The following is a 20,739-nucleotide window of genomic DNA, read 5'->3' on the forward strand; positions in this document are numbered from 1 at the left end:
CCGGGGTTCCGGGTTCGCCCCACCGGACCGCCGAAGTCTTGCGATTTCATTCGTTTTACGCGAATTAACCGGTCGTCGAGTGGCGCGCTCTCCCGACCGGGAGCTCCGAACGTACGAACGCTGCAGCACCGAATTTGGGGCCGTTCAACGGTCTAAACGGACGTAAAGCGAGCTTAAGCGCTTCCCCCCTTCAAGTGCAACCGGCCACACGCCCCAGATGCAATGTCCGATCGCGAAGCCACCCGACGTGGCGTGCTCAAGGGTATCGGCGCTTCAGTCGCTGCGGCGATGGGCACCGCGGCCCTCTCGGGCTCGGTGGCCGCCGGCAGTCCCTGGGAGTCCGTCGAGTCGCCGACGGGCAACACCGTCCACGACGTGGAGTACACGGCCGCGGGAGCCTACGCCGTCGCCGGCGGCGGCGTCGTCCTCGAACGGACGGAGCTGGGCTGGAAGAAGATCGTCGACGGCGGCCCGACCGGCAACGGCAACAACCTCTACGGCGCGGACGTGACCGACGACGGGAAGGCCCTCTGGTTCGTCGGCAGCTCCGGTGCGATCGGCGAGTACGACGTCGAGTCCGGGGTCCTGACCGACCACAGCGCGCCGATGGACGTGACCAACAACTTCAACGACGTGTCGGTCACGGGCGCGGCCGGCGAGGCCGACGTCTACGTCGCCGGCGACTCCGGGAAGATGTACTACTCCTTCGAGAACGGCGCGAGTCAGACCTGGGAGTACGTCACGCCGGGCTCCGGGTCGGCCATCAACGCCGTCGACTTCTTCGACGACCGCAAGGGCCACATCGTCGACGGCAACAAGTCCGTCTTCGCGACGGCCGACGGGTCGACCTGGGACAAGATCGGTCTGGCCGACGCCAACGTGAACTTCTACGGCGTCGACTCGGACGGCTTCGACGACGTGTGGATCGCCGGCGGCGGCGGGATGATCTTCCACTGGGACGGCGTCGAGTGGACCCCCGCCGACACCGGCGACGCGAGCCTGCGCGACATCGAGGTCACGGACGCCGACGACGACGGCTACGCGGTCGGCGGCGGCGGGAAGGTCTACGACCTCGACGACCGCTGGACGCAGGAGCAGACCCCGACCGGACAGAACCTGAAGGCCGTCGTCCGGGGCTCGACCGACATCGCGGTCGGCTCCGGCGGCACGATCGTCGAGAAGTGACGCCGCCTCGCTCCCGCTGACCGCCACACGCTCCCCCCGATCCCCGCTGGCCCCGAGGGCGGTCCCCCGCCGCCGTGCCCGCGGCTCCCCGCCGACTGTCAGCGGTACGCCCCACGCCGTCCGGATCGGGTCCCCCCGCCGTGCCGCCACCGTCGTTTTGCCCCTCGCCCCCGAACTGGGGCTATGGAATCAGTACAGGTGCAGGGCACCTCGGTCCCCGCGATCGGCCTGGGCACGTGGCAACTGACGGGTACCGACTGCCGGGAGACGGTGCGGACCGCGCTCGAACTGGGCTACCGGCACGTCGACACCGCACAGGCGTACGGCAACGAGCGGCAGGTCGGCCGGGGGATCGCGGCGGCCGACGTCGACCGCGAGGACGTCTTCCTCACGACGAAACTCGACGGGGGCAACCGCGATCCGGCGAGCGTCCGCCGGTCGGTCCACGAGAGCCTCGCCAAGCTCGGCACCGACTATCTGGATCTCCTCCTCATCCACTGGCCGAACGCGCCGTGGATGGTCGACAACGGCGAGACGCTGCGGGCGATGGACCGCCTCGTCGACGAGGGCCTCGTCCGCAACGTCGGCGTGAGCAACTTCCCGCGGGACCTGCTCGACGACGCCCGCCGGCAGTCCGACGCCCCGATCATCACCGACCAGGTGCAGTACCACCCCTACTGGGACCAGCGGGAGCTGCTCGACTACTGTCGCATCCACGACGTGTTGCTGACGGCGTACAGCCCGCTGGCCCGCGGCGGCGTCCTCGACGACCCGGCGCTGGTCCAGATCGGCAACCGCCACGGCAAGTCCCCCGCACAGGTCGCGCTCCGCTGGCTCGTCCAGCAGGACGGCGTAGCGGCCGTCCCGAAGGCGTCGAGTCGCGACCACCTGGCGGCGAACCTCGCGGTCTTCGACTTCGAGTTGACCGACGCCGAGATGGAACGCGTCAGGGACCCCTCGAAGGTCACGACCGGCTATCACTACGCCCGGTCGATGCTACCGTTCTGAGGGGGGTCCGTCGGCCGCCGCGTCGCTCGCCCGCCCGTCGGCCACCGCCTGCCCCTTTCCCCGGTAGTACAGCCAGAACAGCACCGCCAGCGTCAGCGGGAACAGGACGACGGCGGCGACCGCCAGCGGCGGGAAGAGGAGAAAGAGGACGAGCGTGCGCCACGAGACGACGGTGTCGCGTGCCATACCGGCCGTCCGGTCGGGACCGGCACCTGTCTTGTGGTCGCCGGGGCGGTTTTCCGGGTCGGGACCCAACGGTCGGGTATGCCGACCCCGCTGACCGACGGCGTCTGGTGGTACGACCTCCCCGGCACCAACGCCTACCTCGTCGACGACGGGGGGACGCTGACGCTGGTCGACGCCGGGATGCCCTGGCACGGCAGCCGCCTCCTGACAGGCATCAGGGAGGCAGACTTCGCCGTGCAGGCGCTGGACCGGGTCCTGGTGACCCACTACGACCTCGACCACGTCGGCGGCCTGTCGGCGTTCGACCACGTCGACCTGACCGTCCACGTCGGCGCGGCCGACGCCGACCTCGTCACGGGAGAGCGCGCGCCGCCGCTTGGCAACCACAAGGGCGCGCTCCAGCGGCTCACCGGGCCGCTCGTCTCGGCCCCGGACAACCCCGTGGAGCCGGTCGCCGACGGCGACACCGTCGGCAGTTTCACCGTCCACGAGACCCCGGGCCACACGCCCGGCCACGTCTGTTTCGTCAGCGAGGCGCTCGACACGGCGTTTCCCGGCGACCTCGTGCGCGAGGACGGCGGGCAGTTCGTCCCGTCGCCGTGGTTCATCAGCTACGACACCGACGCGGTCCGGCGGAGTATCCGGGAGTTCGCGGAGCGCGCGCCCGACTTCGGGGCCGCCGGGACGGGCCACGGCGTCCCGTTCTCCCGCGGGGGCCGCGAGCGGTTCGACCGGCTGGTCGGGCGGCTCTAGAGCTCCTCGGCGACGGCCGCCGAGGAAAGCAGGTTCGGGTCGACGACGAGGTCGGCCTGCCGGGCGGCGAAGTCCGGCAGCGACCCCTCCGCGTAGACGACGACGCGGACCCCCTCGTTGAGGTCCTTCGCGACGGCGATGGAGGTGGCCTGGCTCATCTCCGTCAGGAGGTAGACGTCGGCCTCGTGGATGCCGGCCTCCTCCAGGCCGGGGCGGTTGCCCACGTCCGCCACGGTGGCCTCGTGGCCCTCCGCCTCGAGCGCGTCGACGATCCCGTTGCCGTTGGGCTCGGCCCCGACGATGACGACCCTCATTCGTACTCGATGGTCGCGGGCGGTTTGTGGGTCACGTCGTAGACGACCCGGGCGACGTTCTCGTGTGCCCCGGTGATGCGGCTCTGGATGCGCTGGAGCGTGTCCCAGTCCAGTTCCTGGGCGCGGGCGGTCATCCCGTCCCGCGATTCGACCGACCGGACGGCGACGACCCAGCCGTGGACGCGGTTGTCGCCCTTGACGCCCGTCGCTTTGCCGATGACCGCCGCGAGCGCCTGCCAGGGCTCGTACTCCTCTAACTCCTCCTCGACGACGTGGTTGGCCTCGCGGGCCACCTCCAGTTTCTCCTCGGTCACCTCGCCGATGATGCGGACGGCGAGGCCGGGGCCGGGGAACGGCATCCGCTCGGAGATGATCTCCTCTAAGTCGAGCTCGCGGGCCACCTCGCGGACCTCGTCCTTGTAGAGGTCCCGCATCGGCTCGACGATGCCCTCGAAGTCGACCACGTCGGGGAGGCCGCCGACGTTGTGGTGGGACTTGATCGTCCCCTCGCTCTCGATGCGGTCGGGGTAGATGGTCCCCTGGACGAGGTACTCGGCCCCCACGTCCTTCGCGACCGTCTCGAACTCCCGGATGAACTGCTCGCCGATGATGTGGCGTTTCTCCTCGGGGTCGGTCTCGTCGCCCAGCGCGTCGAGGAAGCGGTCCTGTGCGTCGACGATCCGCAGCGAGTCCATGTAGTCGAAGGTCTCGCGGATCTGTTCGGTCTCGCCTTTCCGCATCAGGCCGGTGTCGACGTAGACGGGCGTGAGCTGGTCGCCGATGGCCTCGTAGGCCAGGGCGGCGGCCGTCGAGGAGTCGACGCCGCCCGACAGCGCGATGACGGCCTCGGCGTCGCCGACCTGCTCGGCGATCTCGGCTTTCGCATCCGTGATGAAGGAGTCGACGTCGACCATCAGTGGCTCACCTCCCCGGTCTCGACGCCGTGTGGGTCCTCGCCCAGCACGGCCTCCAGCAGGCCGACGAACGGCGGGCTGGCACGCGTGGGCCGGGAGCGGAACTCGGGGTGGAACTGCGTCCCGATGAAGTACGGGTGGTCGTCGGGCGCGAGTTCGAGGATCTCCATACGGTTGTCAGAGCGCCCGGAGAACTTCAGCCCCGCGGCTTCGAGGTCGTCGATGTACTCGGGGTTGACCTCGTAGCGGTGGCGGTGCCGTTCCGTGCAGGACTCGCCGCCGTACAGCGTCGCCGCCAGGGTCCCGGGCTCGATGTCGGTCTCGTGGGCACCGAGCCGCATCGTCCCGCCCATGTCTTCGACCTCGTACTGCTCGGGCAGGATGTCGATGACCGGGTGGGGCGTCTCCGCCTCCAGTTCCGTGGAGTGGGCACCCTCCAGGCCGAGGACGTTCCTGGCGTACTCGATGACCGCGAGCTGGAAGCCCAGACACAGGCCCAGATAGGGAACGTCGTTCTCGCGGGCGTGCTGGATGGCGTCGATCTTCCCCTGGGTGCCCCGCGTGCCGAACCCGCCGGGGACGACGATGGCGTCGGCGTCCTCCATCCGGTCCTCGTGGTGGTCGGGCATCTTCTCGGAGTTGACCCAGTCGACGTTGACGTCGACGTTCTTCTCGAGGCCGGCGTGTTTCAGCGCCTCGTGGACGGAGATGTAGGCGTCCTCGAGGTCGTACTTGCCGACCAGCGCGACGTCGACCTCGCCCTCGGTCTGCTGGGTGACCAGTTCGCGCCAGCGGTTCTCGCGCTCGGGTTCGGGCAGGGCCTCGTCGGCGATGTCCAGCTCCTGCATCACGTACTCGTCTAACCCCTCCTCCTCGACCATCAGCGGGACGTGGTAGATGTCCTCGACGTCGGGGTTCGAGAAGACGGCCTCGGTGGGGACGTCACAGAACAGCGCGATCTTCTCCCTGGTGTCGATGTCGAGCTTGTCCGAACAGCGGCCCACCAGGATGTCGGGCTGGAGGCCGATGCTGCGGAGCTCCTTCACGGAGTGCTGGGTGGGCTTGGTCTTCTGCTCGCCGTTCTTCGAGTAGGGGACCAGCGTCACGTGGGTGAAGAGGATGTCGTCCTCGTCTTCCTCGTGGGCGAACTGCCGCAGCGCCTCCAGGTAGGGCATCCCCTCGATGTCGCCGACGGTGCCGCCGACCTCGATGATACAGACGTCGTTGCCCTCGGCGGCCTCGCGGATGCGGCGCTTGATGTCGTCGGTGATGTGGGGGATGATCTGGACCGTCTTCCCCAGGTAGTCGCCGGCCCGCTCCTTCTCGATGACGTGCTGGTAGGTCTTGCCCGTGGTGACGTTGTGGTCGAAGGTCATGTCGATGTCGAGGAACCGCTCGTAGTTCCCCAGGTCGAGGTCGACCTCGCCGCCGTCTTTCAGCACGTACACCTCCCCGTGCTGGAAGGGGTTCATCGTGCCGGCGTCGACGTTGAGGTACGGGTCGATCTTGACCGCGGTCACGTCGAACCCGGCGTTCTTGAGAAGCCTGCCCGTGCTGGCGGCGGTGATGCCCTTCCCCAGGCCCGACATCACGCCCCCGGTGACGAAGATGAACTTCCGACCCAGCTCCGGGTCGTAGTCCGTTTCGGGTTCGGTCGGCATACCGACGGTGAACCCCGTGCCATCAAAACGGTTTCGGGACCCACGCGCCCGCGGGAGCGACTCACAGTCACCGGACTGGACGGACGGTCACTCGTCGACGGGCTCGGTGACCGACTCGACCACTCTCACTCCGCCAGCGTGGGTCCGTCCCGGTGACCGGCCAGCACGAACTGGCCCGCCGCGCCGGTCCGCTGGGACACCGTCGCCACGCGGACGACGTAGGCCGCCAGCAGCGCGAAGGGGGCGTAGCCGACGGTGTGGGCAGCGATGACCAGCAGGTGGACGTCCGGCAGGTCGTTGAGGTGCATCAGGACGAACGCCAGCAGGGCGATGACGGGGACGGTGACGTACACCAGCCGCTTCGAGAGGGTGGCGAACTCCCGGCCGAAGTACAGCGTCTTGAAGTACTCGCGGGCGGTCCCGAAGTACTCCAGCAGGTCCAGCAGCGTGTCGATGGTGTCGACCGCCTCCTCGGGCAGGTCGTCGTACTCCGCCCGGATGCGTCGCAGGTCGTGGCGCATCCCGCCGTAGTCGTAGGCCAGCGTCGTCCGGACGATGTCGAAGCTGTTCTCGGACTCCGAGAGGCCGTCGCTGACCCGCTCGGTCTGGTCGGCCACGCCGTCGAGGAACTCGCGGACGTCGGCCTGCAGTTCGGCGTCGGCGTCGGCCAACTGATCTTCCAGCGTCTGGACCGTCGTCAGCACGGTGCCGGTCAGCACCGAGAGGAACTGCGCGGGCTTCGTCGGCGTGACCGCGGTGTCCGCCGTCGCCTCCAGCTCCCGGCGGAACTCACCCACCTCGCGGATACGGTCGAGTTGCTGGCCCAGCGGTCGTTGCTCGTTGGAGACGAACAGGGAGTTGATCGAGACGACGATCGAGACCAGCAGGAAGACGCCGCTGAGCTGGGTCGTGAACAGCGGCGAGAGCGTGTGCGTCTCCGTCAGCCCGCTCCCGCCCTGCGTCGAGAGGGCGTGCCCGATCGGCCCGAGCAGGACGTAGAGGACCGCAAGCAGCGCGAGCGTGACGGCGCTGCGCCGGCCGTCGAGCAGGACCCACTCGCGGAGGCGGCGGAGTGGCGTCGGGGTGTGACTCATCGACCGTCGAGAGGGCAGGGTCGGCCGAAAGGCTGTGGGTTTCGGCAGCGCTCGTCACCGGCGGAGGCTCCGGCTGACCGCGACCACGGCGGCGGCCGCCAGCGCCGAGAACACGGCGTCGTCGGTCGCGGCACCGAGCGCGACGAACACGGCGAGCCCGGCGACGAACCCGCCGACCAGGGACAGCACGCTCCGGCCGGCGCGGTGGGCGACGTCGCGTCGTTCTGCGATCGCGATATACCACTATTTTCAGTTACGGGTAGATGAAGACGGGACCAGCTGGTACGGACGACGCTCGGTGGGGTCAGCGGCGACCGCGGAGGAACGACGCCGCGAGTTCGCCGAGCCGGTCGTCCTGGCCCAGGAAGTGGTGGTCGGCCGGGAGCGCCTCGACGGCGTGGCCGAGTTCGCGCGCCCGCTCGACGACCGGCCGCCAGTCGACGGTGTCGTCTCGGTCGCCGTATACGATCTGCACCGGACAGTCGACGTCGGCGAGCGCCGCGACGACCGCCCGATCCCCGGGCGGGGCGAGGACGGAGACGGCCGCGGGTGTCGCGTCCGGATCGGCCGACGCCGCCGTCCGGAGCGCCACGCCGGCCCCGAAGCTGTAGCCGAACAGGGCGACCGACGCGAAGCGGTCGGCGGCCCAGCGGAGCGCGTTCTCGGCGTCTGCCCGTTCTCCCCGTCCCTCGTCCCACTCGCCGTAGTCGAACCGCAGACACGCCACGTCGGGCGCGAGCGCGTCGCTCACCGCCCGGAGCCGACGGTCCGACCGCGAACCGCCGTACTGCGGGTGGGGCGGACACGCGACGACAGCGCGGTCGGCGTCGGGCCGGTCGAGGGTCGCGACGACCCGCCGGCCGCCGGGAACGTGGACGCGTTCGGTCACGGTCGAGCGGTCGGCGGCACCGGCCCTGAATCTGTCGCCGAAGTCGCCAGCTACGTATCGGGGCGGTCCGAACGCGTGGGTATGAGCGACGACACCGACGACCCCGAGTCGCCCGCCGACGGCCGTCCGGAGCGCTACTCGGCCGTCTCCCGCTCCGACCGCCGCCGTCGCAGCGTCCGCCAACTCCTGTTCGTCATCGCCGGGGCTCACACCGGCGCGTTCGTCGGCAGCGTCGTCCCGACCTTCGGCCTGCCCGGCGACGTGGTCTCGGTGGGGCTGGTCGCCGTGCTTCTGGCGCTCCCGTTCGTCGTCGACGCGAAGTGGGACGTCATCGAGGGGGTTTGGCTCGGCCTGGTCGGCGGCGAGACGCCGTGAAAGAAATTTAAGGCGTCCGGCCCGGAGTACCACCTATGGGAATCCTCTCGCGCGCGTCGTACGTCATCCGGTCGAAGGTCAACGCCATCCTCGACCGGTCGGAAGACCCCGCCGAGACGCTGGACTACAGCTACGAGCAACTGCAAGACGAGCTCCAGAACGTCAAGCAGGGAATCGCGGATCTGACGACCCAGAAGAAGCGACTGGAGATCCAGAAGCGGCGGCTGGAGGAGAACGTCGAGAAGCACAACGAGCAGGCCCGCCAGGCCGTCGAGCAGGACCGCGAGGACCTGGCCCGACAGGCCCTGGAGAAGAAGAAACAGAAGATGAGTCAGATCGAGGACCTGGAGGGACAGATCGCCGACCTCCAGAGCCAGCAGGACCAGCTCGTCGAGCAGAAAGACGAGCTCCAGCGTCAGATCGAGCAGTTCCGCACGAAGAAGGAGACGATGAAGGCCCGCCACGAGGCCGCCAAGGCCTCCAAGCGGGTCAACGAGGCGATGACCGGCGCGGGCGACGAGATGCAGGACGTCAACCGCGCCATCGAGCGCGCGGAGGAGCGCACCGAGGAGATGGAGGCCCGGTCGCAGGCGATGGACGAGCTCCGCGAGGACGGCGTCCTGGAGGACCAGATCTCCGACAAGAGCTCCCTGGAGAAGGAGCTGGAGGACATCGAACAGCAGGGTGAGGTCGACGCCGAACTCGACACGCTGAAGTCGGAGATGGGGAAGGCCGACGAGCCCGAGTCCGGCGAGTCGCCGTCTGCTGACGCGGACGGCGATACCAGCGAGGTCGAGGCCGAACTCGAACAGGAGCTCCAGGACGACGCGACCGACGTCGAGGTCGACGAGAGCGAAGTCGAGGCCGAGCTCGACGAGATCAAGGACACGGAGAACAGCTAGGGCGGCCACAGCGCCGCGACCGACGGGGTCGTGACCGCACCAGCGGCAGTTGCAGGGGCGCGCCGACGCGGGCGTCGCCGGTGAACCGGTCGCCGCCGGGGGTGAGGAAGGCGGTGGCGACGGCGAACGTGACCGCGAGCAGGGACGGGAACCAGTCGAGACCGACGCCGCGTGCCGCGCGATGGGCGCGAGGGGGACGGCCGTCGCCACGGGCGTGGTGACGCCGGCTCGCTCAGTCCCAGCTCACGTCCACCGACCGATCGGTGTCCCGGAGGATGAACGGGCCGATCGAGAGGGTCCGCTTGGTGATGGTGACGATCCGGAGGATGTACGCCAGCAAGACCATGAAGGGCACCAGCGCGATGGTGGTCGTCAGCGAGACCAGCAAGAGCGCGTGGCTGACACCGAGCGTCGCTCCGGGGAGGCCGCGGGGATCGAGAAACAGCAACGCGGCGATGCTGACCGTCAGCGCGGGGATGGCGACGTACAGCAGCGTCCGCGAGAGGTTGGACAGCTCCCACTGGAAGTACAGCGTCTTGAAGTGCTCGCGGGCCGGGCCGAACAGCTGCAGCGTCTCGACGAGCCCGTCGAGTTTCGTCCGCACGTCGTCCGAGAGGTGGTCGCCGTACTCCTCGGTGATGCGCCGCCCGGCGTAGATCTTCCAGGAGTAGTTGTAGTTGAGCGCGGCCTTCACCACGTCGAACTCGCCGAAGCTCCCCCCCTCGAGCTGGTCCGTGACCGTCTCGGCGTTGCCGACGATCGAGTCCAGATACGTCGAGACGAGGTCCTCGACGCTCTGGTCGTCGAACCCCTCCGCGTCGACGGTGTCCTGGATGTCCTCGGCCTGTTCTTTGGTCGCCCGGACCAGCGACCGGAGGAACGCCGAGGGCTCGGCCGGGCTGACCGCGGCGTCGACCGTGTCGGCGACGTCACCCCGGAAGCTCATCGCTCCCTCCATCCGGTCCTGCTGGTCCCCGGCGGCCCCCAGTTCCTGCGAGAGGACGAGCTGGCTCAGCGTCAGCACCAGCGTCACGCCGGTGATGGTGCCGGTGATGAGCGCCTGGTACAGCGTCTCGCCGGGGTCGCCCCGGACGAGCAGCGTCTGTGCCGGCGTCGGGTGGAGGCTCCCGCCGACCAGCAGCGCGACGAACAGCACGCCCGAGAAGATGGTCGCGACGACCCAGCGGTCGGCGTCGAGCAGGAACCAGACGAAGCGCGTGTCCTCCGAGACGCGCTCGCGCATCGTGTCGCTGGGCTGGTCCCGATCCCTGTCGCTCATACCCGCCCCGTCGCCGGCCTCGCATAAAAACGCACGCACCCCCGCGGACCCGCGCCCCGCTACCGTCCGGCGAAGAAGGTCACGTCGGTCCGCTGTTGCTCGACCTCCCGTTCGAGGTGGTCCCGGAACTCGGCGAGGTCGATGTCTTTCTCTTCCCGTTCCCTGCGGTCCCGCACCGAGATGGTACCGGCCCCTTCCTCGTCGTCGCCGATGATGAGCATGTACGGCACCCGGTCGTCGTGGGCCTGCTGGATCTTCCGGCCGACGGTCCAGGAACGATCCTCGATCTCGACGCGGAAGTCGTCGAGCTCGGCGGCCAGCTCCTCGCAGTAGTCGATGTTGTCGTCGGAGACCGGGAGGATCCGGACCTGCTCGGGGGCCAGCCACGGCGGGAACTTCCCGTCGTAGTGCTCGGTCAACACCATGAAGAACCGCTCGTAGCTGCCGTACAGCGCGCGGTGGATCATCACCGGGCGGTGGTCCTCGTTGTCCTCGCCGGTGTAGGTCAGGTCGAACCGCTCGGGCATGTTGAAGTCGAGCTGGACCGTCGGCCCGTCCCAGTGCCGGCCCAGGGCGTCCTCGAAGGCGAAGTCGATCTTCGGCCCGTAGAAGGCCCCGTCGCCGGGCTCGACCTCGTAGTCGATGTCCTGCTCCTCCAGGACCGCCTCCAGCTGGGACTCCGCCCGCTCCCAGATCTCGTCGCCGCCGACGGACTTCTCGGGGCGGGTGGCGAACTGGACCGTGTAGTCGAGGTTGAAGGTGTCCAGCGTGTCGAGGATGATGTCGACCGTCGCGAGCACCTCCTGCTCGATCTGGTCGGGGCGGACGAACAGGTGGCCGTCGTCGATGGTGAACGCCCACGTCCGGGACAGGCCCGACAGTTCCCCGCGCTGCTCCTTGCGGTAGACCTTCCCGTCCTCGAAGTACCGCACCGGGAGGTCCCGGTAGGACCAGGACTTCTGGTCGAAGATCGTCGCGTGGCCCGGGCAGTTCATCGGCTTCAGCCCGTACTCCTCGTCGTTGACGTCGAGCAGGAACATGTCGTCGACGTAGTTCTCGTAGTGACCGGACTTCTTCCAGAGCTCCGTCCGGAAGACGTGGGGCGTCTCGACCTCGTCGTAGCCGGCGTCGCGGTTCAGGCCGGCGACGTACTCCGACAGTTCGTTGAGGATCTGCTTGCCGTTGGGCTCGTACAGCGGGAGGCCCGGTCCCGTGGTGTCGTCGATGGAGAACAGGTCCATCTCCTGGCCGATCTTCCGGTGGTCCCGCTCCTGGGCCTTCCGGCGGCGTTCGAGGAACTCCTCGAGTTCGTCCTCGGTCGGGAAGGCGGTGCCGTACACCCGCGTGAGCGTCTCGTTGTCCTCCTCGCCGCGCCAGAAGGCCGCCGAGATCTCCAGCAGGGCGAACCCGCCGATCTCGCCGGTCGACTCGACGTGGGGACCCTGACAGAGGTCGTAGAACTCCGCCTGCTCGTAGAAGGAGACGGGGTCCTCGTCGGCGGCCTCGGTCTCCAGGATGTCCCGCTTGAACGGGTTGTCCTCGTAGCGCTCGAAGGCCTCCTCGCGGTCGAGGAGTTCCCGCTCGATGTCGTAGTCGGCGTCGATGATGTCCTGGGCCTCGGCCTCGATGGTCTCCAGATCGTCCTCGTCGAGGTCGACGTCGGCGACGTCGTAGTAGAAGCCGTCGTCGGTCCACGGTCCGATGGTCAGTGTCACCTCGGGGAACTCGCGCTGGAGGGCCTGGGCGAACACGTGGGCGGCCGAGTGACGCAGCACGTCCACGTACTCGTCGCTGCTCGGTGTGACGATCTCGAGTGCGACGTCGTCCTCGATGGACGTGTGCTTGTCGACCAGGTCGCCGTCCACGACGCCGGCCACCGTATCGGACCCGAGCCCCGGCCCGATTTCGTAGGCGACGTCTTCGACCGTGCTGCCGGCGTCCACCTGGAGCGTGGACCCGTCCGGCAGCGTGACCGTGACCGTACTCATACCCGTGGATACGATAGCGGCCGGGGATAAGTGTATTGAGACGCGCTCACTCCGAGGGGATCGGGCCGTCCTCGGACGCGACGGGATCGGGGACGCTCCCGCCGCGATCGGGACCCCCCGTCTCGGTGCGCTCCAGCGGCGAGAACTCGGTCCCCGTGCCGGCGTCGAGCGCCGCGAGCCGGTCGGCGACGGTCGTGACGCCGCCGTCGCCGGCGTGGGGTGTCACGCAGACGAGGCGGCCGTCGGCGAACTCCGCGAGCGTGACGGCGGGCACCCGCATCGCCCGGTACTGCTCGCCGCTGATCGAGTCGTCGACCTCGCGGACGGCGAAGGCGGGCGCGAGCGACACCCCGTTCTTCGCGGCCCACTCGCGGAACGCCGCCACGCGGGCGACGATTCCCTCGCCGCGCGCCGAGCGGACCGCGGCCCGCGTCGCCGGCACCTGGTCGCCCCAGACCTCGACGGACCTGGCGTCGAACGTGCCGTCCGCGACGAGCGCGTCCACGCGGTCGAGGCGATCCTGCTGTTGCCGGTGGTACCCGTCCGGGAGCAGCGACCGGACGAGCAGCTCCACGCGGCGACGCCCCACCGGGTCAGTCCCTTGCATAGTGTTACCACAGATACGCCGCCGTGAGCAAAAGTATTCTCGTTGACAACTGCTGGTAGACTGCCGCTCGGCTCGAACAGTGTAAACCGCCGGTCCGCCGTGGGGGACTTCCGGCCAGCGCCGGCGGGTCCGACAGGGAGTACTATGTGGGGGCGGGACACACAGAGCGAGTGACGATGTACGACAACGTACTCGTGGCGACCGACGGCAGCTCGGGGACGACGGAGACGCTGGAACACGCCGTCTCCATCGCCCGGGACAACGACGCGACGCTGCACGGCCTCTACGTCGTCGACAAGCGCCGCTACCGCGCCGCGGAGAAAGACGTCCAGGACGACGTCCGGCAGTCCCTGGAGGAGGAGGGGGAGGTCGCGCTGGACGACGTCACCGTCCGCGGCGAGGAGGCCGGCCTCGACGTGACGACCCGACTGGCCGAGGGGATCCCGGACACGGTCATCGGGGAGTACGTCGAGTCGGCGGGGATCGACCTCGTCGTGATGGGGACCCACGGCCGGACCGGGGCCGAGCGGGTCGCCAACCTCGGCAGCACCACCGACCGGGTGCTGGAGAGTTCGACGGTCCCCGTGCTGGTCGTCCACATCGAGTGAGCCGGGCGGTCCCGCGGGCGGTTCTCGCAGGTGATACTCCGGCACCACACCTATACCGGAGCGGGACGGACTGTCGGGCAGAGATTCGATGCCAGTCGCCACCGGCAGTGAGACCCTGGACAGCATCCTCGACGGCGGACTCCCGGCGGAGCGAACGGTCCTGGTCACGGGCGGCCCGGGAACCGGGAAGTCCACCCTCGCGATGCAGTTCCTGCAGGCGGGCCTCGACGCGGGCGAGGACTGCCTGTTCATCAGTACCGAACAGACCTTCGCGGAGCTGACCGACGCCTTCGCCGACTTCGCGTTCGACCTCGACCACGAGAACCTCACCGTCACCTCCGTCCACGCCACTCCCGGGGAGACGGTCGAGGGGGACGAGGGGCGCGAACTCACGCTGGAGACCCTGGAAGGCGGGCAGATGCTCGGCGGCGACTACTCGGCCCCCTTCGAGTCGAAGTACATCACCCGCTACCTCGAACGGTTCGCGCCGGCCGACCGCGTGGTGCTCGACTCCGTCTCGGGGCTGTCGGCCATCGGCGAGGACCAGGACGTGTTCCGGCGCACGCTGCTTGACTTCATCCGCCTGCTCAACGACGAGTTCGGCGCGACGGCGATCTTCACCGCCGAGGAGTCACAGCCGGGACTGATGCAGGACGACGTCAAGACGGTCGCGGCCAGCGACGCCGTCCAGTTCAACACCCACGGCGTCCTGCGGCTCTGGCGGGAGAACGTCGGCGGCGACTACCACCGCTTCGTCGAGGTCGTGAAGATGCGTGGGGTCGACCACGACACGCGCGTCCACGAGGTGTCGTTCACCCACGAGGGCATCCGCGTCTCGCCGCGCCTGCGGACCCACCCCGGGGAGTTCGTCCCCTCCGATCACATGTCGACGGGCATCCCCGGCCTGGACCACCTGATGGGTGGCGGGATCGTCACGGGCGGGACGCTCCTGCTGGAACACGACGGACGGGCCAGCCCCCACTCGATCCTGACGAACCTGATGACACAGGCCGTCGAGGAGGGGATGGCACTGACCATCGTGCCGCCGGTGGAACTCCCGCCCAAGCGCCTGCGGAGCATCATCGACGAGCGCATCGGAGACATGGAGACGATGCTGGCCGACGACCGGCTGTTCCTCGTCGACTTCGCCAACATCTGGGAGAACACCAAGCGGAACGTGTTCAAGCCACAGGAACACGACACCGACAACCCCGCGTCGGTGTTCCGGACGATCGACGACCGGCGCGGCGACCAGCCGATGTTCTCGGCGCTGAACGTCGAGGCACAGCTGCCGGTCCTCGACGAGGACGAACTCAAGCAGATCCGCTTCTGGGAGGAGGAGAACCTCTTCAGGGAGGACGACACGTCGATGTACCTGTTCAATCCGGCGACGCTGGACGACGGGCTGGCGGCGTTCTACGAGAACGGGGCGTGGCAGACCCTGAAGACGTGGCTGACCGACAACGGCCTCCAGTACATCGAACTCCAGAAGTCCCCGAGCGGCTACATGGGATCGACCCGGCTCGTCGAGTACGTCGAGGACGAGCCGTATATGCGGGTCCAGCAGCCCCCGGGTGCCGGGTCGACCGTCGCGACGATGGACGGCGACGGAGGGGACCTGTAGATGGACGCCCGCTTTCAGCCGGGGACGAACGTCCTCGTGACAGCGCCGTCGCTCAGCAGCGAGAAGCGCACGACCTGTCACGACCTGCTCGACGCGGGACCGGCGGGATCGCTGGACGTGCTCAGGGTGACGTACTCGGGCAGGCCCGCCGAACTCGTCGCGGAGTGGCGCGAGCGCCACGGGTCGCTCCCGGGGCGGATGGGGATCGTCGTCGTCGGCGACCAGGCCGGGATGGCCAGCGACGGGGAGACCGACCTGCCCGAGTCGGTGTTCGTCACGACCGCGAACCCGAACGACATCACGGGGCTCGGGATGCGGCTGAACAACTACCTCAGCGACCGGGAGAGCGACCGACAGCTCGTGGCCTGTTTCGACTCGCTGACCGAACTGCTGCAGTTCGCCGACATCCAGTCGGCGTTCAAGTTCCTCCACATGTTCGCCGGACAGTTGCGCGAGGTGGACGCCGTCGGGCACTTCCACATCGACCCGGCGGCCCACGACCGGCAGACGCTCAGCCGGCTGAAGCCGTTGTTCGACGACGCCGTCGACTGCACCTGAGCCCGCGAACTGGAGCCTTTTTGCCGGCCGAGGCCGGAGGGGGAGACGTGATCCCCGGGGCCGACGAGTACGGCGTCGACGTCGACGTCCGCGCGGACGACATCGAGCGCCTGCTGTCCGTGACGCCGGCCGACGTCGACGCGGCCGACGAACTCTCCTTCTGCCGGAACGTGTTCGTCCCGCTGACGACCGCCTGCCGGTACACCTGCACCTACTGCACCTACTACGACCCGCCGGGACAGGCCGACCTGATGACGCCCGAGGAGGTCCGCGAGACCTGCCGCCGGGGGGCCGACGCCGGCTGTACGGAGGCGCTGTTCACCTTCGGCGACGACCCCGACGACCGCTACACCGAGATCCACGACCGGCTGGCCGAGTTGGGCCACGACTCCATCCACGAGTACCTCCGCGAGGCCTGCGAGATCGCGCTGGACGAGGGACTCCTGCCACACGCCAATCCCGGCGACCAGACCCGCGAGCAGATGGCCACCGTCGCCGACCTGAACGCCTCGATGGGCGTGATGCTGGAGACCACGGCCGACGTGCGGGCCCACGGCGGCCCCCGGGCGAAGTCGGCGGGCCAGCGGCTCGCCACCATCCGAACCGCCGGCGAACTGGGCGTCCCGTTCACGACGGGCGTCCTCGTCGGGATCGGCGAGGACTGGCCCGACCGGGCCGAGAGCCTGCTGGCCATCCGCGAGCTCCACGAGCGGTACGGCCACGTCCAGGAGGTGATCGTCCAGCCGGTCGTCGAGAACGAGCGCTGGGACCGCGGCTCGCCCGACCTGGCGACGATGCGCCGCGCGACGGCGATGGCCCGCGCGGCCCTGCCCGACGAGGTGTCGGTCCAGGTGCCGCCGAACCTCGCGCCCGCCCGGGAGGTGACCGACTGCGGCGTCGACGACCTGGGCGGGGTCTCTCCGGTGACCGTCGACCACATCAACCCCGAGTACGAGTGGCCCGCGCTGCGGGAACTCCGGGCCGTCGCCGACAGCGCGGGCGTGCCCCTGCGTGAGCGGCTGCCGGTGTACGAGCGGTTCGTCGACGCGGGACGGCTCCCCGAGCGGATCGCCGCGGCCATCGACGCGGACGACGACGCCGGCCGGCGGTTCCGGTCGGTGTTGGCCGACGGCGAGAACCCCGCCGACGCGTGAGCCGTTCGGCGGTGCCGAACCGGCCCAGTTCGTCCGACGATCCCGGACGACCTAGACGGCTAGGTGAAGAGGTTTTGTTCACTGCCACCCAACTCACTGGATGCCCGGGGCGTGCCTCTGACAGCCAACCCGGGACGACGCCGTCACGGGCCGGTCTCGGCCCGGTTTTTCACCGCTCCCGCTCGACCAGTGGCGTCCCGTCGGCCTTCGGTCCGAGCCGCGGCCCCAGCACGTCGGCGTCGGGGTCGACGGTGCGACGCCGCTCGTAGTCCGTCGACCGCTCGACCGGCGTGCGGCCGACGGCCGAGATCATGTCCGCGTACTCCCTGACGGAACGGAACTCGCCGTAGTCGCCGCCGGCCCGTTTGGTGATCTCCTCGGAGAGGATCGTCCCCATGAAGTCGTCGGCCCCGCAGGTCAGCATCTTCAGCCCCTGCGCGTCGCCGTACTTCACCCACGAGGACTGGATGTGCGTGACGTTGTCGAGGAACAGCCGGGAGACGGCGATCATCAGCTCGTCCTCGTCGGCGCTGGCTCCCCCCGAGACCATCCCGCGCTCGTACAGCGGCGTCGCCTCGTGGACGAACGACAGCGGGACGAACTCCGTGATCGCCCCGGTCCGGTCCTGGAGCTCGCGGACCCGCCGGAGGTGTTCGACCCGGTGGCGGGCGTTCTCGACGTGACCGTACATGATCGTCGCCGTCGTGTCGAGGCCGACGGCGGCGGCCGCCTCCATCGCGGCGATCCACTCGTCGGTCCCGATCTTCCCGGGACAGATGACCTCCCGGACCTCGTCGACCAGGATCTCCGCCGCGGTGCCGGGGACGCTGTCCAGGCCCGCGTCGGCGAGTCGTCCGAACACCTCCTCGTAGCTCCAGTCGGTGCCACGGCGGGCGTGGTAGGCCTCCTCGGGGGTCATCGAGTGGACGTGGACGCCGCCGACGGCCATCGCCCGGATCTGCTCGCAGTAGGTGCCCGGGTCCGTGTCGTACTCCGCCGGCGGCCGGTAGTTCAGGTCGCCCCGGTCGCTCGTCTCGAGGACCTCGCGGTGCTCGTCGTCCAGCGCGAACGCCGGGTGCAGGCCCGACACCGAACACACCTCGTAGATGCCCCGGTCGACGGCGTCCCGGACGATCTCGCGGGACTCGGCGGGCGTCTTCGTGAACCCGTCGTGGGCCTCCTGGTACTCCGACCGGAACTGCTCGGAGCGGTCCTTGAAGTTACAGAACAGACAGCCGGTGTTGCAGGCCGTCGTCACGTTGTTGTTGAGGTTGGCGACGAACGTGACCTCGTCGCCGACCACCTCGGCCCGCCGGCGGTCCGCGGCCTCCAGCACCTGCTCCTTGCGGGCGGGGTCGATCCCCGAGGTGTCGGTCCCGGTGGTGATGAGTTCGACGCCGTCGTCGACGGTGAGACGGTCCCCGGCCCGAGCCTTCGCCAGCGCGTTCTCGAAGGACTGGTCGCTGACGGCGCGGTGGGCGAAGTCGAACTCGCCGTCGGGGACGGCGTCGGGTGCGTCCGCCATCACTCGGGCGAAGGGAGAGGACGGGCAAAAGCGTGCGGGTCGGCGGCGAAACCGGCGGGTGTCGGTGACGCTCAGGCCGACGGGAGGACACCGGTCACGACCCCGGCGGTCTCGGCGACGACCCACGCGAGGAAACCGACGTAGGTCGCGACCAGCAGGTACGCCTCCCGGTCGCTCAGTTCGAGGTCGGTCCGCAGGACGGTAAAGAGCAGGACCGTCGCGCCCGTGAGCACGGCGAACATCGGGACGGCCATCGCGAAGTCGACGAGCTCGGGGCCGGCGATGAGCACGCCAACCGGCACCGCCACGAGCAGGTCGAACGTGTTCGAGCCGAGGACGTTCGCCAGCGAGGCCACGGCCCGGTCGGCCCGGGCCGCGCGGACGCTGACCAGCGTGTCCGGGAGGCTGGTCGCCGCCGCGAGGACGGTCACGCCCAGCAGGAACTCCGGGACTGCGAAGGCCTCGCCGAACAGCCGGAGCGCGTGGACCAGCCGCTCGACGGCCACCAGGATGACGGCCAGCGCGGCCACGAGGAGGGCCCACTGCCGGCCGACGGCGATCTCGTCGGGATCGTCGGCCGGTCGGTGGTCGGTCGTGTCCTGGTACTGGATGAAGACGTAGAGCCCGTACAGCGCCAGCGGGACGAACGCCAGCGGCCGCGTCACGGTCCCCGTCAGCGTCGCGTCGCCGGGGTAGTAGATGACCGCCAGCGCGAACGTCACGAGCAGGACCGAGACCGCGAGCATGTAGAACTGGGCCTCCTTGTACACCAGCGTCCGGTTGGACTCGACGTGCTCGTCGGTCGCGATGCCGGCCACCGCCGGGATGACGAGGACGTTGAAGATGGCCGACCCGACGATGGCACCGACCCCGAGCGCGAGCGACCCCCCAAGCGCCGCGACGACGACGCTGGCCAGCTCCGGGAAGCTCGACCCGACGGCGACGACGACGGCCCCCTGTACCACCTGCGGGAGGCCGTAGTGGGTCGCCAGCCGCTCGCTCGACGCCTCCAGCCAGTCGCTGCCCTTCCAGATGGCGGCGGTCGCGGCGACGATCACGACCCCCTCGACCAACAGGTTCGCGGCCATACAGGGGACCGTCGGGGGACCGACAAAAGTGGTTCCACTCGGTCAAGGACCCTCCAACACTCCCGCAGTCACCGGACACCCGGTAGGTGTATTAGGGGCAGCGTTTACTTCGGCCGTCGCCGCAGTCGGGGCGTGACCGACCACGGACGACGGACGTTCGCAGGCGAGTTGCCCCGCACCGACTTCCCGGCGACGGCGACGGTCGTCGATCGCATCGGGTCGTTCATCCGCGACCGCGTCGCGGCGGCCGACGCCAGCGGCGTCGTGGTGGCGATGAGCGGCGGCCTCGACTCGACGGTGTCGGCGGCCCTGGCCGCCGACGCGCTCGGTGCCGACCGGGTGTTCGGCCTCGCGCTGCCGTGTCACAAGACCGACGCGACGGCCGCCGCCGAGGCGGGCGCACTCGCGGAGAGCCTGGGGATCGAGTTCGAGCGGGTCCACCTGCGGCCGCTGGTACACCAGTTCAGACAGACGGTCGTCCCGGCGCTCGCAGCCGACGACGGCGGGCCGGCCCCCACCGTCGACCGGGCCGTCGGCAACGCCGTCGCCCGGTTCCGCACCGTCTGTACCTACTACGCGGCCAACCGACGGGACCGGCTCGTCCTCGGGACGGCGAACCGCTCTGAGCGACTGCTGGGCTACGTCACGAAACACGGCGACGCCGCCGACCTCCAGCCGCTCGGGGACCTCTACAAGACCGAGGTCCGCGAGGTGGCCGACTACCTGGGCGTGCCCGAGGAGGTCGTCGAGGCCCCGCCGTCGGCCGGCCGGTCTCCCGGTCAGACCGACGCCGACGACCTGGGTGCGACCTACGACGTCGTCGACCCGTTCCTCCGGCGGGTCGTCGACGACCGGGTCCCGGTCGACGCCGCCCTCGACGGCCTCGCGCTGGATCGAGAGACCGCCGGCCGCCTGCACGCGATGTGCCGCGCGACCGCCCACAAGCGGGCCGTCGCGCCGACGCCCGGCGTCGTCGACCGGCCGAGCCGGCCGTTCGCCCCCGAGTGAGAAACGTCTTTGCCCCCGG

The 20,739-nt window shown here is 69.5% G+C and carries 22 protein-coding genes; 10 read left to right on the top strand and 12 right to left on the bottom strand.

Annotation, left to right across the window (positions count from 1 at the left end; all coding sequences use genetic code 11):
- The first annotated feature begins 222 nt into the window (after positions 1–222).
- Together P0592_RS03385 and P0592_RS03390 are read left to right on the top strand one after the other, a co-directional pair.
- Positions 223–1,185, top strand: coding sequence for a WD40/YVTN/BNR-like repeat-containing protein (locus P0592_RS03385; protein WP_276272860.1), 963 nt, complete (start codon positions 223–225; stop codon positions 1,183–1,185).
- A gap of 183 nt (positions 1,186–1,368) precedes the next feature.
- The gene (locus P0592_RS03390; protein WP_276272861.1) at positions 1,369–2,193 is read left to right on the top strand and encodes an aldo/keto reductase; all 825 of its coding nucleotides are present in this window, start codon (positions 1,369–1,371) and stop codon (positions 2,191–2,193) included.
- On the opposite strand, the gene P0592_RS03395 is transcribed toward P0592_RS03390, so the two are convergent.
- On the bottom strand, positions 2,182–2,379 hold the full coding sequence (locus P0592_RS03395; protein WP_276272862.1) for a hypothetical protein: 198 nt from the start codon (positions 2,377–2,379) through the stop codon (positions 2,182–2,184). The two genes, P0592_RS03390 and P0592_RS03395, sit on opposite strands and share 12 nt — an antisense overlap.
- A 78-nt stretch (positions 2,380–2,457) precedes the next feature.
- Here P0592_RS03395 and P0592_RS03400 point away from each other — a divergent pair, with 78 nt between their 5' ends.
- Complete coding sequence (locus P0592_RS03400; protein ID WP_276272863.1) at positions 2,458–3,132, top strand: MBL fold metallo-hydrolase; 675 nt, start codon at positions 2,458–2,460, stop codon at positions 3,130–3,132.
- Here the strand turns inward: P0592_RS03400 and P0592_RS03405 are convergent.
- The 6 genes from P0592_RS03405 to P0592_RS03430 all read right to left on the bottom strand — a co-directional run bounded on the left by P0592_RS03405 (position 3,129) and on the right by P0592_RS03430 (position 8,004).
- A complete protein-coding gene (locus P0592_RS03405) occupies positions 3,129–3,446 on the bottom strand; it encodes a DUF7126 family protein (RefSeq protein WP_276272864.1) in 318 nt (105 codons plus the stop codon). The two genes, P0592_RS03400 and P0592_RS03405, sit on opposite strands and share 4 nt — an antisense overlap.
- Positions 3,443–4,360: a glutamine-hydrolyzing GMP synthase gene (gene guaA, locus P0592_RS03410; protein ID WP_276272865.1), complete on the bottom strand. Its 918-nt coding sequence runs from the start codon at positions 4,358–4,360 to the stop codon at positions 3,443–3,445. The genes P0592_RS03405 and guaA overlap by 4 nt, the downstream gene beginning before the upstream one ends.
- Positions 4,360–6,021, bottom strand: a complete 1,662-nt coding sequence (locus P0592_RS03415; RefSeq protein WP_276272866.1) for a CTP synthase — start codon at positions 6,019–6,021, stop codon at positions 4,360–4,362. Before P0592_RS03415 ends, guaA begins: the two co-directional genes overlap by 1 nt.
- A gap of 125 nt (positions 6,022–6,146) precedes the next feature.
- Positions 6,147–7,115 (bottom strand): DUF7972 family membrane protein, encoded by a 969-nt coding sequence (locus P0592_RS03420; protein ID WP_276272867.1) that lies wholly within the window; start codon positions 7,113–7,115, stop codon positions 6,147–6,149.
- A gap of 54 nt (positions 7,116–7,169) precedes the next feature.
- Positions 7,170–7,304, bottom strand: a complete 135-nt coding sequence (locus tag P0592_RS03425; RefSeq protein ID WP_276272868.1) for a hypothetical protein — start codon at positions 7,302–7,304, stop codon at positions 7,170–7,172.
- 115 nt (positions 7,305–7,419) lie between these two features.
- Positions 7,420–8,004 (bottom strand): alpha/beta hydrolase, encoded by a 585-nt coding sequence (locus P0592_RS03430; RefSeq protein ID WP_276272869.1) that lies wholly within the window; start codon positions 8,002–8,004, stop codon positions 7,420–7,422.
- Between the two features lie 81 nt (positions 8,005–8,085).
- On the opposite strand from P0592_RS03430, the gene P0592_RS03435 reads away from it, so the two are divergent.
- Both P0592_RS03435 and P0592_RS03440 read left to right on the top strand, forming a co-directional pair.
- The gene (locus tag P0592_RS03435; protein ID WP_276272870.1) at positions 8,086–8,379 is read left to right on the top strand and encodes a hypothetical protein; all 294 of its coding nucleotides are present in this window, start codon (positions 8,086–8,088) and stop codon (positions 8,377–8,379) included.
- Positions 8,380–8,414: 35 nt separating this feature from the next.
- On the top strand, positions 8,415–9,281 hold the full coding sequence (locus P0592_RS03440; RefSeq protein WP_276272871.1) for a PspA/IM30 family protein: 867 nt from the start codon (positions 8,415–8,417) through the stop codon (positions 9,279–9,281).
- Between the two features lie 232 nt (positions 9,282–9,513).
- Here the strand turns inward: P0592_RS03440 and P0592_RS03445 are convergent, their stop codons facing one another.
- Genes P0592_RS03445 through P0592_RS03455 form a run of 3 tightly spaced genes read right to left on the bottom strand, consistent with a single transcriptional unit; the run spans position 9,514 to position 13,155 of the window.
- Positions 9,514–10,560 (bottom strand): DUF7972 family membrane protein, encoded by a 1,047-nt coding sequence (locus tag P0592_RS03445; RefSeq protein WP_276272872.1) that lies wholly within the window; start codon positions 10,558–10,560, stop codon positions 9,514–9,516.
- A gap of 59 nt (positions 10,561–10,619) precedes the next feature.
- Positions 10,620–12,548 (bottom strand): threonine--tRNA ligase, encoded by a 1,929-nt coding sequence (thrS, locus tag P0592_RS03450; RefSeq protein WP_276272873.1) that lies wholly within the window; start codon positions 12,546–12,548, stop codon positions 10,620–10,622.
- Positions 12,549–12,594: 46 nt separating this feature from the next.
- The gene (locus P0592_RS03455; protein WP_276272874.1) at positions 12,595–13,155 is read right to left on the bottom strand and encodes an HTH domain-containing protein; all 561 of its coding nucleotides are present in this window, start codon (positions 13,153–13,155) and stop codon (positions 12,595–12,597) included.
- Positions 13,156–13,331: 176 nt separating this feature from the next.
- Between P0592_RS03455 and P0592_RS03460 the strand changes: the two genes are divergently transcribed.
- The 4 genes from P0592_RS03460 (at position 13,332) to cofG (ending at position 17,099) form a co-directional block, all read left to right on the top strand.
- Positions 13,332–13,763 (top strand): universal stress protein, encoded by a 432-nt coding sequence (locus P0592_RS03460; RefSeq protein WP_276272875.1) that lies wholly within the window; start codon positions 13,332–13,334, stop codon positions 13,761–13,763.
- Positions 13,764–13,851: 88 nt separating this feature from the next.
- A complete protein-coding gene (locus tag P0592_RS03465) occupies positions 13,852–15,387 on the top strand; it encodes an ATPase domain-containing protein (protein ID WP_276272876.1) in 1,536 nt (511 codons plus the stop codon).
- Positions 15,388–15,945 carry a DUF7504 family protein gene (locus tag P0592_RS03470; RefSeq protein ID WP_276272877.1) on the top strand — a complete coding sequence of 186 codons (558 nt, stop codon included), beginning with the start codon at positions 15,388–15,390 and terminating at the stop codon, positions 15,943–15,945. It begins immediately after the preceding gene.
- Between the two features lie 47 nt (positions 15,946–15,992).
- On the top strand, positions 15,993–17,099 hold the full coding sequence (cofG, locus tag P0592_RS03475) for a 7,8-didemethyl-8-hydroxy-5-deazariboflavin synthase subunit CofG (protein WP_276272878.1): 1,107 nt from the start codon (positions 15,993–15,995) through the stop codon (positions 17,097–17,099).
- Positions 17,100–17,268: 169 nt separating this feature from the next.
- On the opposite strand, the gene cofH is transcribed toward cofG, so the two are convergent.
- Positions 17,269–18,624 (bottom strand): 7,8-didemethyl-8-hydroxy-5-deazariboflavin synthase subunit CofH, encoded by a 1,356-nt coding sequence (gene cofH / locus P0592_RS03480; RefSeq protein WP_276272879.1) that lies wholly within the window; start codon positions 18,622–18,624, stop codon positions 17,269–17,271.
- Positions 18,625–18,695: 71 nt separating this feature from the next.
- Positions 18,696–19,712, bottom strand: a complete 1,017-nt coding sequence (locus P0592_RS03485) for a sodium:calcium antiporter (protein WP_276272880.1) — start codon at positions 19,710–19,712, stop codon at positions 18,696–18,698.
- A 132-nt stretch (positions 19,713–19,844) separates the two neighbouring features.
- On the opposite strand from P0592_RS03485, the gene nadE reads away from it, so the two are divergent.
- Positions 19,845–20,720: an NAD(+) synthase gene (gene nadE / locus P0592_RS03490; protein ID WP_276272881.1), complete on the top strand. Its 876-nt coding sequence runs from the start codon at positions 19,845–19,847 to the stop codon at positions 20,718–20,720.
- Positions 20,721–20,739: the final 19 nt, after the last annotated feature.

Origin of the sequence: Haloarcula litorea (assembly GCF_029338195.1) — an archaeon.
Lineage (GTDB): Archaea > Halobacteriota > Halobacteria > Halobacteriales > Haloarculaceae > Haloarcula > Haloarcula litorea.

What these genes read in the sequence shown, in the direction of transcription:
- P0592_RS03385 (WP_276272860.1), top strand. Translation starts at nt 223, where the DNA reads ATGTCCGATCGCGAAGCCACCCGACGTGGCGTGCTCAAGGGTATCGGC.
- P0592_RS03390 (WP_276272861.1), top strand. Translation starts at nt 1,369, where the DNA reads ATGGAATCAGTACAGGTGCAGGGCACCTCGGTCCCCGCGATCGGCCTG.
- P0592_RS03395 (WP_276272862.1), bottom strand. Translation starts at nt 2,379, where the DNA reads ATGGCACGCGACACCGTCGTCTCGTGGCGCACGCTCGTCCTCTTTCTC.
- P0592_RS03400 (WP_276272863.1), top strand. Translation starts at nt 2,458, where the DNA reads ATGCCGACCCCGCTGACCGACGGCGTCTGGTGGTACGACCTCCCCGGC.
- P0592_RS03405 (WP_276272864.1), bottom strand. Translation starts at nt 3,446, where the DNA reads ATGAGGGTCGTCATCGTCGGGGCCGAGCCCAACGGCAACGGGATCGTC.
- guaA (WP_276272865.1), bottom strand. Translation starts at nt 4,360, where the DNA reads ATGGTCGACGTCGACTCCTTCATCACGGATGCGAAAGCCGAGATCGCC.
- P0592_RS03415 (WP_276272866.1), bottom strand. Translation starts at nt 6,021, where the DNA reads ATGCCGACCGAACCCGAAACGGACTACGACCCGGAGCTGGGTCGGAAG.
- P0592_RS03420 (WP_276272867.1), bottom strand. Translation starts at nt 7,115, where the DNA reads ATGAGTCACACCCCGACGCCACTCCGCCGCCTCCGCGAGTGGGTCCTG.
- P0592_RS03435 (WP_276272870.1), top strand. Translation starts at nt 8,086, where the DNA reads ATGAGCGACGACACCGACGACCCCGAGTCGCCCGCCGACGGCCGTCCG.
- P0592_RS03440 (WP_276272871.1), top strand. Translation starts at nt 8,415, where the DNA reads ATGGGAATCCTCTCGCGCGCGTCGTACGTCATCCGGTCGAAGGTCAAC.
- P0592_RS03445 (WP_276272872.1), bottom strand. Translation starts at nt 10,560, where the DNA reads ATGAGCGACAGGGATCGGGACCAGCCCAGCGACACGATGCGCGAGCGC.
- thrS (WP_276272873.1), bottom strand. Translation starts at nt 12,548, where the DNA reads ATGAGTACGGTCACGGTCACGCTGCCGGACGGGTCCACGCTCCAGGTG.
- P0592_RS03455 (WP_276272874.1), bottom strand. Translation starts at nt 13,155, where the DNA reads ATGCAAGGGACTGACCCGGTGGGGCGTCGCCGCGTGGAGCTGCTCGTC.
- P0592_RS03460 (WP_276272875.1), top strand. Translation starts at nt 13,332, where the DNA reads ATGTACGACAACGTACTCGTGGCGACCGACGGCAGCTCGGGGACGACG.
- P0592_RS03465 (WP_276272876.1), top strand. Translation starts at nt 13,852, where the DNA reads ATGCCAGTCGCCACCGGCAGTGAGACCCTGGACAGCATCCTCGACGGC.
- P0592_RS03470 (WP_276272877.1), top strand. Translation starts at nt 15,388, where the DNA reads ATGGACGCCCGCTTTCAGCCGGGGACGAACGTCCTCGTGACAGCGCCG.
- cofH (WP_276272879.1), bottom strand. Translation starts at nt 18,624, where the DNA reads ATGGCGGACGCACCCGACGCCGTCCCCGACGGCGAGTTCGACTTCGCC.
- P0592_RS03485 (WP_276272880.1), bottom strand. Translation starts at nt 19,712, where the DNA reads ATGGCCGCGAACCTGTTGGTCGAGGGGGTCGTGATCGTCGCCGCGACC.